The sequence below is a fragment of the Yokenella regensburgei genome, assembly GCF_003634235.1.
In the GTDB taxonomy this organism is placed as follows: Bacteria; Pseudomonadota; Gammaproteobacteria; order Enterobacterales; family Enterobacteriaceae; genus Yokenella; species Yokenella regensburgei.
This window is the reverse complement of record NZ_RBIZ01000008.1, coordinates 32,360-44,788: the sequence shown is the minus strand read 5'-3', so window position 1 is coordinate 44,788 and position 12,429 is coordinate 32,360. Positions and strand designations below refer to the sequence as shown.

The 12,429-nt window shown below is 57.3% G+C and carries 12 protein-coding genes; 8 read left to right on the top strand and 4 right to left on the bottom strand.

From position 1 onward, the window contains the following. Positions 1-41 precede the first annotated feature (41 nt). Positions 42-878, bottom strand: coding sequence for an HTH-type transcriptional activator RhaS (gene rhaS, locus C7387_RS21740; RefSeq protein ID WP_120817485.1), 837 nt, complete (start codon positions 876-878; stop codon positions 42-44). 303 nt (positions 879-1,181) lie between these two features. On the opposite strand from rhaS, the gene rhaB reads away from it, so the two are divergent. The 5 genes from rhaB to rhaM all read left to right on the top strand — a co-directional run bounded on the left by rhaB (position 1,182) and on the right by rhaM (position 6,319). After that, positions 1,182-2,651, top strand: a complete 1,470-nt coding sequence (rhaB, locus tag C7387_RS21735) for a rhamnulokinase (RefSeq protein ID WP_120817484.1) — start codon at positions 1,182-1,184, stop codon at positions 2,649-2,651. Continuing rightward, entirely contained in the window at positions 2,648-3,907 is a 1,260-nt protein-coding gene (gene rhaA, locus C7387_RS21730; protein ID WP_038253411.1) for an L-rhamnose isomerase, read from the top strand. The genes rhaB and rhaA overlap by 4 nt, the downstream gene beginning before the upstream one ends. Before the next feature lie 65 nt (positions 3,908-3,972). After that, on the top strand, positions 3,973-4,803 hold the full coding sequence (gene rhaD / locus C7387_RS21725) for a rhamnulose-1-phosphate aldolase (protein WP_120817483.1): 831 nt from the start codon (positions 3,973-3,975) through the stop codon (positions 4,801-4,803). Positions 4,804-4,859: 56 nt separating this feature from the next. Beyond that, entirely contained in the window at positions 4,860-6,008 is a 1,149-nt protein-coding gene (gene fucO, locus C7387_RS21720; RefSeq protein ID WP_120817482.1) for a lactaldehyde reductase, read from the top strand. Next, positions 6,005-6,319, top strand: coding sequence for an L-rhamnose mutarotase (rhaM, locus tag C7387_RS21715; RefSeq protein ID WP_120817481.1), 315 nt, complete (start codon positions 6,005-6,007; stop codon positions 6,317-6,319). The genes fucO and rhaM overlap by 4 nt, the downstream gene beginning before the upstream one ends. Before the next feature lie 33 nt (positions 6,320-6,352). On the opposite strand, the gene C7387_RS21710 is transcribed toward rhaM, so the two are convergent. Next, the gene (locus C7387_RS21710; protein ID WP_120817480.1) at positions 6,353-6,901 is read right to left on the bottom strand and encodes a helix-turn-helix domain-containing protein; all 549 of its coding nucleotides are present in this window, start codon (positions 6,899-6,901) and stop codon (positions 6,353-6,355) included. Positions 6,902-7,001: 100 nt separating this feature from the next. Here C7387_RS21710 and C7387_RS21705 point away from each other — a divergent pair, with 100 nt between their 5' ends. Beyond that, on the top strand, positions 7,002-7,661 hold the full coding sequence (locus C7387_RS21705) for an AzlC family ABC transporter permease (protein WP_006817980.1): 660 nt from the start codon (positions 7,002-7,004) through the stop codon (positions 7,659-7,661). Beyond that, positions 7,661-7,984: an AzlD domain-containing protein gene (locus C7387_RS21700; protein ID WP_006817981.1), complete on the top strand. Its 324-nt coding sequence runs from the start codon at positions 7,661-7,663 to the stop codon at positions 7,982-7,984. Before C7387_RS21705 ends, C7387_RS21700 begins: the two co-directional genes overlap by 1 nt. 45 nt (positions 7,985-8,029) lie before the next feature. On the opposite strand, the gene C7387_RS21695 is transcribed toward C7387_RS21700, so the two are convergent. Then, on the bottom strand, positions 8,030-8,242 hold the full coding sequence (locus C7387_RS21695; RefSeq protein ID WP_006817982.1) for a YdgH/BhsA/McbA family protein: 213 nt from the start codon (positions 8,240-8,242) through the stop codon (positions 8,030-8,032). A gap of 128 nt (positions 8,243-8,370) precedes the next feature. Continuing rightward, on the bottom strand, positions 8,371-9,156 hold the full coding sequence (fdhD, locus tag C7387_RS21690; RefSeq protein ID WP_006817983.1) for a formate dehydrogenase accessory sulfurtransferase FdhD: 786 nt from the start codon (positions 9,154-9,156) through the stop codon (positions 8,371-8,373). Positions 9,157-9,369: 213 nt separating this feature from the next. Between fdhD and fdnG the strand changes: the two genes are divergently transcribed. After that, positions 9,370-12,420 carry a formate dehydrogenase-N subunit alpha gene (gene fdnG / locus C7387_RS21685; RefSeq protein ID WP_112471533.1) on the top strand — a complete coding sequence of 1,017 codons (3,051 nt, stop codon included), beginning with the start codon at positions 9,370-9,372 and terminating at the stop codon, positions 12,418-12,420. The last annotated feature ends 9 nt before the right edge of the window (positions 12,421-12,429 follow it).

Sequence of the window (12,429 nt, the reverse complement as noted above, 5' to 3'; positions counted from 1 at the left end):
TATTCGCGTTTCAGGCGCAAAAAACGGTGACTGCTCTCGCGTTACTGGAGCCGGACGTCGCGTCCCTGGCGAATATCGCGCGGCGACCAGTTAAATTCCCGGCGGAAAAGCGTTGAAAAGTGGTTACTGTCGCCAAAACCGCAGCGAAATGCGATATCCGTGACGCTTTCATCACTGTGGCGCAAAAGATGGCGCGCTTTGGTGAGCCGTACCCGGTTCAGGTAGCGCTGCGGCGTCAGGCCGGTGTGCTGTTTCAACTGACGATGCAGGGTGCGCAGCGACAGCGAAAATCGCTCAGCTACCCCTTCCCAGCAGATATCTTCCGCGAAATGATCGTCAAGCCAGGCAATCAGCTGGTTCAGCCGGGCATCATTATTCCGCGCCTCCGCCGCCAGGCTGCCGCGCCGCAGTTGGATCAGCATCTGCATAAACAGAATTTCCCGGTTGGCGACGGCGTGCACCGCCTCTCCCTGCTCGGCGTTTTCCATTTGTACCACCAGCTGCCGGACCTGCTGCAGGGCGCTCTGGCTGACCCGCCAGTGGGAGGGATACACCCCATCCTGCTCCTGTGGCAGCAGTTGATTAACGCCCGAGAGAAACTGGAACGCATCCGGAGAACGGTAGAGCACGTTGGTCAGGCACAGATTGTCAGTGTGCTCGTAAAGATGGCGGTCATGATCGCGCACAAAGCATACCGTACCGCCGCTGATGGTATACGGCTGGCCGTTAAAGACATGAATACCGGTACCGTGCTCAACGATCACAATTTCATGAAAATCATGATGATGTTCGGGAAACGCTGGCTGAGGAAGGCGCGGTTCGATCGCGACAGGAGATACGCCCGAGGGGAAAAAATCCGCGCTTTGCAAAATAGTCATTCCGGCTCCTGCACGATTCAGGTGAGTTTTCTGGATAGTAATGAACAGCCCTCCGTGACACCTTGAATTTTCGACAGCAAAGCGCGCAAAGCCTGTCGCTTTTTCAAGATACGCCCGGAATTATCAGGAAATGCGCAGCGGGTCACATCCCCACTTAGCGCATCTATTACTGGAAACCGTGAACTTCCTCACACTCATCTTTGCTTTCTTGCCAGCGCCCATTTTTGCCTGTCAGTAACAAGAAGGTGGTGCCGGGCGGCACTTTTTAGACTGGGTCCACTGATTCTGAGAAGGACCCATGACATGACTTTTCGCCATTGCGTCGCCGTTGATTTAGGCGCCTCCAGCGGGCGGGTAATGCTTGCCACCTACGACCGCCAGCGGCGTACGCTGTCACTACGTGAAGCGCATCGCTTCGTGAACTGCCTGCAGAAAATCAACGGAACAGACTGCTGGGATATCGACAGCCTGGAAGCGGGGATCCGCCGCGGCCTGGAAAACGTCTGTGCGGAAGGCATTCTCATCGACAGTATCGGCATTGATACCTGGGGCGTGGATTATGTTCTGCTCGATAAACAGGGCGAACGCGTCGGGCTGCCGGTCTCTTACCGCGACAGCCGCACGCACGGCATCATGCCGCGCGCTATGGCGCAGCTCGGCAAAGCCGATATTTATCGTCGCAGCGGTATTCAGTTTTTACCTTTCAACACCCTCTATCAGCTGCGCGCCCTGACGGAGCAACAGCCCGCGCTGGCGGAGCAGGTGGCCCATGCGCTGCTGATCCCGGATTACTTCAGCTACCGCCTGACCGGCAATATGAACTGGGAATACACCAACGCCACCACCACTCAACTGGTGAACATCAGCACCGACAGCTGGGACGACGCGCTGCTTGCCTGGAGCGGGGCACACCGCCAATGGTTCGGCACCCCGACGCATCCCGGCAACGTGATTGGCCACTGGATCTGCCCGCAGGGTAATGCGATTCCGGTGGTTGCTGTCGCCAGCCACGATACCGCAAGCGCAGTGATCGCCTCCCCGCTGATGAACCGCGATGCCGCCTACCTCTCGTCCGGCACCTGGTCTCTGATGGGCTTTGAGAGCAAAACCCCTTACACCAGCGAGGCGGCGCTGCAGGCCAACATCACCAATGAGGGCGGTGCCGAAGGGCGCTATCGGGTGTTGAAAAACATCATGGGCCTGTGGCTGCTGCAGCGGGTGCTGAAAGAGCAGAACGTAAGCCACCTGCCGTCACTTATCGCAGAAACGGAGCGGTTACCCGCCTGCCGCTTTGTGATTAACCCCAACGACGACCGCTTCATCAACCCCGACAACATGAGCGCAGAAATTCAGGCCGCCTGCCGCGAAAGCCAGCAGCCTGTTCCGGCCTCTGCCGCCCAGCTGGCGCGCTGTATTTTTGACAGCCTCGCCCTGCTCTACGCCCGCGTGCTGGAGGAGCTGACGGCGCTGCGCGGACGCCCGTTCGGGCAGCTACATATCGTCGGCGGCGGGTGTCAGAACCCATTGCTCAACCAGCTTTGTGCCGATGCCTGCGGGATAACCGTGGTTGCCGGGCCGGTTGAGGCGTCAACGCTTGGCAACATCGGCATTCAGCTGATGGCGCTTGATGAACTGCACAACGTCGACGACTTCCGTCAGCTGGTGGCCCACAACTACCCGCTGACCACCTTTACCCCGAATCCAAATCATGAAATTGCCCGCTACGTTGCGCAGTTTCAGCCAACTTCACCGACAAAGGAGCTTTGCGCATGACGACTCATACAGAACAGGCCTGGGAATTGGCTAAACAGCGTTTTGCCACCGTTGGCGTGGACGTCGAGGAGGCACTGCGCCAGCTCGACCGCCTGCCAATTTCAATGCACTGCTGGCAGGGCGACGACGTTGCTGGTTTTGAAAATCCTGGCGGAGCATTGACCGGCGGTATTCAGGCCACCGGTAACTATCCGGGCAAGGCGCGCAACGCCGCGGAGCTGCGGGCCGATCTTGAACAGGCGTTGAGCCTGATCCCGGGACCAAAGCGCCTGAATCTGCACGCCATTTATCTGGAATCCGATGCCCCGGTAGCGCGTAATGAAATCAAGCCTGAGCACTTCACCCACTGGGTGAGCTGGGCCAAAGCCAACCATCTGGGGCTCGATTTCAACCCTTCCTGCTTCTCGCATCCGCTGAGTGCCGACGGTTTCACCCTCGCCCACGCTAACGATGAGATTCGCCAGTTCTGGATCGATCACTGCAAAGCCAGCCGCCGCGTTTCGGCATATTTTGGCGAGCAGCTAGGTACTCCGTCGGTGATGAACATCTGGATCCCCGACGGGATGAAAGACCTCACTGTGGACCGTTTTGCCCCACGCCAGCGTCTGTTGAACGCACTGGACGACATCATCAGTGAAAAACTGAACCCGGCACACCACATCGACGCCGTGGAAAGCAAACTGTTCGGCATTGGCGCCGAGAGTTACACCGTTGGGTCGAACGAGTTTTATATGGGCTACGCCACCAGCCGCCAGACCGCGCTATGCCTCGATGCCGGACACTTCCATCCGACCGAGGTGATTTCCGACAAAATCTCCGCCGCGATGCTGTTTGTTCCGCGCCTGCTGCTGCACGTGAGCCGCCCGGTACGCTGGGACAGCGACCACGTAGTGCTGCTGGATGACGAGACCCAGGCCATTGCCAGCGAAATTATCCGCCATGACCTGTTTGATCGCGTCCATGTCGGTCTCGACTTCTTTGACGCCTCCATCAACCGCATTGCCGCCTGGGTGATTGGCACCCGCAATATGAAAAAAGCACTGCTACGCGCGCTGCTGGAGCCAACGACCCTGCTGCGCCAGCTGGAATCTGGTGGCGATTACACCGCACGCCTGGCGCTGCTGGAGGAGCAGAAGGTACTGCCGTGGCAGGCCGTGTGGGAGATGTACTGCCAGCGTCACGACACTCCGGCGGGCATCGAGTGGCTGGAAAACATTCGGTCCTACGAGAAAAACGTTTTAAGCCTGCGCGGGTAATGCTGCCCTCATCCCACCCCTCTCCCGCAGGGAGAGGGGGACACAACAAGGAACTCAAAAAGACTATGCAGACTATCACCGACGCCTGGTTCGTCCAGGGCATGATTAAAGCCACCTCAGATGCATGGCTGAAAGGCTGGGACGAGCGTAACGGCGGTAACCTGACGCTGCGCCTCGACGAAAGCGACATCGCGCCATTTAAAGCAGAATTTCATCCACAACCGCGCTACATCGCGCTGAGCCAGCCGATGCCGCTGCTGGCCAATACGCCGTTCATCGTCACCGGCTCAGGGAAATTCTTTCGCAACGTACAGCTGTGCCCGGCGGGTAACCTCGGCATTGTACAGGTCGACAGCGACGGCGCGGGGTATCACATCCTGTGGGGGCTTATCAACGAAGCGGTACCGACTTCGGAACTGCCCGCACATTTCCTCTCTCACTGTGAGCGTATTATCGCCACTGGCGGTAAAGATCGCGTGATCATGCACTGTCATGCGACCAACCTGATAGCCCTGACCTACGTACTGGAAAACAGCAGCGCCCTCTTCACCCGCAAACTGTGGGAAGGCAGCACCGAGTGCCTGGTGGTCTTCCCGGACGGCGTTGGCATTCTGCCGTGGATGGTGCCGGGCACCGATGAAATCGGCCAGGCTACCGCTCAGGAGATGCAAAAACACTCACTGGTGCTGTGGCCGTTCCACGGCGTTTTCGGCAGCGGTCCAACGCTTGACGAGGCGTTCGGTCTTATCGACACCGCAGAAAAATCCGCCGAAGTGCTGGTGAAAATCTATTCGATGGGCGGCATGAAGCAGACCATCACCCGCGAGCAGTTGATTGCGCTGGGTAAACGCTTTGGCGTGACCCCACTGGCCAGCGCCCTGGAACTTTACGCATAGCCCATACGCGCCTGCTGCTGCCGGAAGCATCACAGTAAACCTTAAGGAGAATTGTCATGAGTTTTATGTTGGCGTTACCCAAAATCAGCCTGCACGGCGCAGGCGCGATTGGCGATATGGTTAACCTGGTGGCGGGCAAGCAGTGGGGCAAAGCGCTGATTGTTACCGACGGACAGCTGGTCAAGCTGGGGCTGCTCGACAGCCTGTTTGCCGCGCTGGACGCGCACCAGATGTCATATCATCTGTTCGATGACGTCTTTCCAAATCCAACGGAAGCGCTGGTACAAAAAGGATATGAGGCCTATAAGGACGCGCAGTGCGATTACATTATTGCCTTTGGCGGCGGCAGCCCAATCGATACCGCCAAAGCGATTAAAATCCTGACGGCCAACCCGGGCCCTTCCACGGCGTATTCCGGCGTCGGCAAAGTCATCCATCCTGGCGTTCACCTGGTGGCGATTAACACCACGGCAGGCACCGCCGCCGAGATGACCAGCAACGCGGTGATCATCGACAGCGAGCGCCAGGTCAAAGAGGTCATCATCGATTCCAATATCATTCCGGATATCGCCGTTGACGATGCAAGCGTCATGCTGGAAATCCCGGCCTCCGTCACCGCCGCCACCGGAATGGATGCGTTAACCCACGCTATCGAAGCCTATGTTTCCGTTGGTGCTCACCCGCTGACCGACGCCAATGCGCTGGAAGCGATACGCCTGATTAACCTGTGGCTGCCGAAAGCCGTCGATGATGGTCACAACCTCGAAGCGCGCGAGCAGATGGCGTTTGGCCAGTATCTGGCAGGAATGGCGTTCAACAGCGCCGGCCTTGGACTGGTTCATGCGCTGGCGCACCAGCCGGGAGCGACCCACAACCTGCCGCATGGCGTGTGTAACGCTATTCTGCTGCCGGTTATCGAGAACTTTAACCGCCCTAACGCCGTGGCGCGCTTTGCCCGCGTGGCGCAGGCGATGGGCGTGGACACGCGGGGCATGAGCGACGAAGCGGCCAGTATGACGGCGATAGAAGCCATTCGTCAGCTGAGCGCCCGCGTGGGGATCCCATCCGGATTCAGCAAGCTTGGCGTGACTAAAGCAGATATCGAAGGCTGGCTGGATAAAGCCCTCGCCGACCCATGCGCACCGTGCAACCCGCGTACCGCCAGCCGCGACGAAGTGCGCGAGCTGTACCTGGAGGCGCTATGATCCGCAAAGCCTTCGTGATGCAGGTGAACCCCGACGCGCACGAGGAGTACGAACGGCGGCATAACCCCATCTGGCCGGAGCTTGAGGCCACGCTTAAGGCGCACGGAGCACACCACTACGCCATCTGGCTCGATCCCGTGCGGCACCTGCTGTTTGCCAGCGTTGAGATTGAGTCAGAAGAACGCTGGAACGCTGTTGCCAGCACCGAGGTGTGCAAACGTTGGTGGAAACACATGCGCGAAGTGATGCCCGCTAATCCGGACAACAGCCCGCAGAGCGCCGAGCTGAAGCCGGTGTTTTATCTGGCGTGATAGTCCTTTCCCCTCTCTTAACGGAGAGGGGAGTCAGTTCTGTTCTGCCACCAGAATGGCCAACGTATCTGGCTCCAGCGCCTTAAACACGTGCTCCTGGTCAGCGGGATAGCAGATGTAATCCCCTTCTCCTAACTCTTCCGGCGCGCTGGTCAGCCCGACCATCGCCCGTCCCTGAGTCACAATAATATGCTCAACCGATCCCGGTGGATGCGGGTGAGAGATACGGTCGGCACCGGGCTGCGTCATCAGCAGATAAAGATCGCGGCGGGCCCCCGGCGGGCAGACGGCAAGCAGGATCGCCTGATAGTTGGCCTGTTCGGCCACCACTTTTGTCCCTTCACCGCGGCGGATCACCTGAGTGGTTGGCAGCTGCGGCTCCAGCAATCGCGCAAAAGGAATATCCAGCGCCACGCATAACGACCAGAGCGTTTCCAGGCTAGGATTACCATTCCCGGATTCGAGCTGTGAGAGCGTGGATTTTGCAATCCCGGCACGGCGAGCGATTTCCGCCAGTGAAAGTCCGGTACGCATGCGCTCTCGCACCAGACTTTTGGCGATCACGCTAATTGGCTGCGTCATAAACGGCCTCTGTTTTATAAATCGAACGAATCGTTCATCTTGATAAACGACACTGATGCGTTCATTATAATGGATACTCGTTCGATATGGCTAAAATTGTATGAAACATCACTTCTCCAGCCTCAAAGGCGACACGATAAAAGCGATATTTTTGGTTTGCCTGGCGGTCGGCGTTGTCGGCCTGTCCTACGGCTCGCTGGCCATCGCCTATGGTTTTCCGTTGTGGGTACCGTTTGTGCTCTCGATCTTCGTCCTGGCGGGGGCATCTGAGTTCATGTTTATTGGCATTATCGCCAGCGGTGGTAATCCGCTGGCCGCTGCTGCCGCAGGTTTGCTGGTGAACGCGCGCCATGTACCGTTCGGTGTGACGGTGCGCGATCTGGTCGGTAAACGTGCCGCCAGCTTTCTCGGCTGCCATATCATGAACGACGAAAGCGTGGTTTTCGGCCTGTCGCAAAAAACCCCGGAACAGCGCAAAGCCGCCTACTGGCTGTGCGGGCTGGGGGTTGCTATCTGCTGGCCTGTGGGGGCGCTGATTGGCGCAGCGGTGGGTAAGTTGCTGCCATCGCCGGAAACCATCGGTCTGGACGCTGTGTTCCCCGCCATCCTGCTCGCGCTGGTGATCCCGGCGTTTAAAAACCGGACGACGCTGATTCGTGCCGTGACCGGAGCAGTGATTTCACTGGCTTCCGTACCTTTCACTCCGGCAGGTGTACCGGTTCTGCTGTCACTGCTCGGCGTTTTTGCGAGGAAAAAATAATGGGTGATACGATCTGGATTATCGTCGGCATCGCAATACTATCGGCGGGAACCTACCTGATGCGGTTTGGCGGGGCGAAGCTGGGTAACCGTCTGGCGCTTTCCGAGCGTTCGCAGTCGATGCTCAACGACGGAGCGACGACGTTACTGTTTGCCGTAGCGCTGGCAACCACCTTTTTTGAAGGCAGTCATTTTGCCGGCATGGCGCGCGTGGCTGGCGTGGCCGTTGCGGTATTCCTCGCCTGGAAAAAAGTGCCATTAATTATTGTCATTGCCGCCGCGGCGGTGGTGACGGCGCTACTGCGGCTGGCAGGACTGCCATAAACGAAAAAAGCGCCCGGAGGCGCTCTTTCGACAAAAACTAAGTCATTATTTGTTCAGTTCAGCGGTCATGTGTACACGGTTACCGTTGAAAGCCTGGGTAATGGTGTAGGAAGAAGCACCGGCCTGCTCTGCCTGAGCGGCGATTTTGGCTTCTGCGCCATCAAGGGTAGAAGCAGTTGCCGTGACGGTCTGAGCAGCGAAAGAACCGAAAGAAGTAGCAAGAGCGATAACTGCGACAAAAGTTTTGATGCTTTTCATGATGTATACCTTTCAATTAGTTTGTTTAGATAAGGCGCCGTGCCTTGATGAGATAAATAATAGCCCCGGCACCCGCTAACTGAAAGCGGAAGGAATTGCTATAGTCTTTCAAAAATACTGATCAATAGTTAAGCGGTAATCAGACGCTGTGGATGCGTGTAAATCGTGGCCCGGCCCGGTTTGCAAAACCCCACCAGCGTCAGGTTGCAACGCTCCGCCACTTCTACCGCCAGAGTCGTCGCCGCAGAGACCGCAAACAGGATCTCAACCCCGCACATGGCCGACTTCTGTACCATCTCATAGCTCGCACGGCTGGAAACCAGCGCCGCACCCTGCTGCCAGCGGGTGTCTTCCGCCGCACGACGACCGAGCAGTTTATCCAGCGCCACGTGGCGCCCGACGTCTTCATGCCCACCCGCCAGCTCACCGCCCGGCATCACCCAAGCCGCCGCGTGAGTGCAGCCGGTCAAACGACCGATTGGTTGCACATCGTTAAGGTGCTCAAGCGCCATATCGAGGTGGTTAAGCGAAAATGTTTGCGTGAAAGGCAGAGGGGTTATCGGTTTTCCAACATCGTTAAGCTGTTCAACCCCGCACACGCCGCAGCCGGTTCGTCCCGCCAGGGCACGGCGGCGGGCTTTGAGCCCCATAAAGCGACGGCTGGAAAGCTCGATCTGTACTTCCAGGCCATTGCAGGCCTGCACCACATCCATCCCAAAGATCTCGCGGCGATTTTCTATAATCCCTTCGGATAAGGAAAAACCGACAGCAAAGTGCTCAAGGTCCTTGGGCGTCGCCATCATCACGACATGGGATATGCCGTTATAGACTAACGCTACCGGAACCTCTTCAGCTAACTCGTCAGGCTGAGGATGTTGCAAATCTTGCCTTTTCCACAGGTCGATTTGGCGCATTCCTGTGATCGATGTCACGCTTTTGATCTGTTTTGGATAGATGTTGTTCACTTTGTATTAACCGTATTGGAACAGGCATACCGACAATGTGGTATTCTGATACAAATCCCTCCACGGAAGAGGGAAATTACCCCAATTCTGAACCTTTGCGGGGTCAACCGCAAAGTAAATAACTACTCGTGACAATGTCGAAAAAGAAACAAGGAGCGAACCATGCAGGTCAGCAGAAGGCAGTTCTTTAAGATCTGCGCTGGCGGTATGGCAGGCACCACGGTAGCGGCGCTGGGTTTCACCCCAAGCGTAGCGCTGGCGGAAACGCGGCAATATAAACTGCTGCGCACCCGTGAAACCCGTAACACCTGTACATACTGTTCCGTTGGCTGTGGGCTGTTGATGTATAGCCTCGGTGACGGTGCAAAAAACGCCAAAGCATCCATCTTCCATATCGAAGGAGATCCGGACCATCCGGTGAGTCGTGGTGCGCTCTGCCCTAAAGGGGCCGGTCTGGTGGACTTCGTCCACTCCGAGAGCCGCCTGAAGTACCCAGAGTATCGTGCGCCAGGTTCCGACAAGTGGCAGCAGATCAGCTGGGATGAGGCATTCGACCGCATCGCGAAGCTGATGAAAGCCGACCGTGATGCTAACTTCGTGGCCCAGAACGCCGAAGGCACGACGGTTAACCGCTGGCTCTCCACCGGGATGCTCTGCGCCTCGGCCTCCAGCAACGAGACCGGTTATTTAACCCAGAAATTCACTCGCGCGCTCGGTATGCTCGCGGTCGACAACCAGGCGCGTGTCTGACACGGACCAACGGTAGCAAGTCTTGCTCCAACTTTTGGTCGCGGTGCGATGACCAACCACTGGGTCGATATGAAGAACGCCAACCTGATCGTGGTGATGGGCGGTAACGCCGCTGAAGCACATCCGGTAGGGTTCCGCTGGGCGATGGAAGCGAAGATCCACAACGGCGCTAAGCTGATTGTTATCGATCCGCGCTTTACTCGTACCGCATCGGTCGCTGATTTCTATACCCCAATTCGTTCCGGTACCGACATTACGTTCCTGTCGGGCGTTATTCTGTACCTGCTGACTAACGAAAAAATTAACCGCAAATACACCGAAGCCTATACCAACGCCAGCCTGATCGTGCGTGAGGATTATACCTTCGATGATGGCCTGTTCTCGGGCTATGACGCGGATAAGCGTAAGTACGACAAAACCAGCTGGAACTACGAGCTGGATGAAAATGGTCACGCGAAACGCGACACCACCCTTACCCATCCGCGCTGCGTCTGGAACCTGCTGAAAACGCACGTATCCCGCTATACGCCGGACGTCGTCGAAAACATCTGCGGTACGCCGAAAGCCGACTTCCTGAAAGTCTGTGAGTACATCGCTGAAACCAGCGCGCCGGATAAAACCGCATCGTTCCTCTATGCACTCGGCTGGACCCAGCATTCCATTGGCGCGCAGAACATCCGCACCATGGCGATGATTCAGCTGCTGCTTGGCAACATGGGGATGGCTGGCGGCGGCGTCAACGCCCTGCGTGGACACTCCAACATCCAGGGTCTGACCGACTTAGGCCTGCTGTCACAAAGCCTGCCGGGCTACATGACGCTGCCAAGCGAAAAACAGACCGACCTGCAGACTTACCTGACGGCCAACACGCCGAAACCGCTGCTGGATGGCCAGGTGAACTACTGGGGCAACTACCCGAAATTCTTCATCTCCATGATGAAGGCGTTCTATGGTGATAAGGCGACAGCAGAAAACAGCTGGGGCTTTGACTGGTTGCCGAAGTGGGACAAAGGTTACGACGTCCTGCAGTATTTCGACATGATGTATAAAGGCCAGGTCAATGGTTACCTTTGCCAGGGCTTTAACCCGGTTGCCTCGTTCCCGAACAAGAACAAGGTCGTCGCAGCACTGTCGAAGCTGAAATTCCTCGTCACTATCGATCCGCTGAACACCGAAACATCGACGTTCTGGCAGAACCATGGTGAGTCGAATGACGTTGACCCATCCAAAATTCAGACCGAAGTGTTCCGTCTGCCGTCCACCTGCTTTGCCGAAGAAAACGGTTCAATCGTTAACTCCGGCCGCTGGCTGCAGTGGCACTGGAAAGGCGCAGATGCCCCGGGGATCGCCAAAACCGATGGCGAAATCCTGGCGGGTATCTTCATGCGTATGCGCAAGATGTATGCCACCGAAGGCGGCCCGGTACCGGAGCAGGTACTGAACATGAGCTGGAACTACTCAACGCCTGACGAACCGGCGTCTGAGGAAGTGGCCATGGAGAGCAACGGTAAAGCGCTGGCAGATATTGTCGATCCGGCCACCGGCGCGGTTATCGTCAAGAAAGGCCAGCAGCTCAGTTCGTTTGCCCAATTGCGTGACGATGGCACCACCTCCAGCGGTTGCTGGATCTTCGCCGGTAGCTGGACGCCGAATGGCAACCAGATGGCCAACCGCGATAACGCCGATCCATCCGGTCTTGGCAATACGCTGGGCTGGGCGTGGGCGTGGCCGCTCAACCGCCGTATTCTGTATAACCGTGCTTCCGCTGACCCGCAGGGTAACCCGTGGGATCCGAAACGCCAGCTTCTGAAATGGGACGGCGCAAAATGGGGCGGCGTGGACATTCCGGACTACAGCACGGCAGCGCCGGGCTCGGATGTTGGCCCGTTCATCATGCAGCCGGAAGGGATGGGACGTCTGTTCGCTATTGATAAGATGGCCGAAGGACCGTTCCCGGAACACTACGAGCCGTTTGAAACGCCGCTGGGTACCAACCCGCTGCACCCGAAAGTGGTCTCGAACCCAGCCGCACGTATCTTCAAAGACGACTTTGAAGCTCTGGGCAAAGCCGATAAGTTCCCGTACGTCGGTACTACTTATCGTCTGACCGAGCACTTCCACTACTGGACCAAGCATGCGTTGCTCAACGCTATCGCACAGCCGGAGCAGTTTGTGGAAATCGGTGAGAAACTGGCGGGCAAACTCGGTATCAGCCATGGCGATACGGTGAGAGTCTCCTCTAACCGTGGCTACATCAAAGCCAAGGCGGTGGTGACCAAACGTATTCGCACGCTGAAAGTGGATGGTAAAGATATCGATACCATCGGTATTCCTATCCACTGGGGTTATGAGGGTGTGGCGAAGAAAGGCTTTATTGCCAACACGCTGACGCCGTTCGTCGGTGATGCGAATACGCAGACGCCGGAGTTCAAAGCCTTCCTCGTGAACGTGGAAAAGGTGTAACGGAGACGA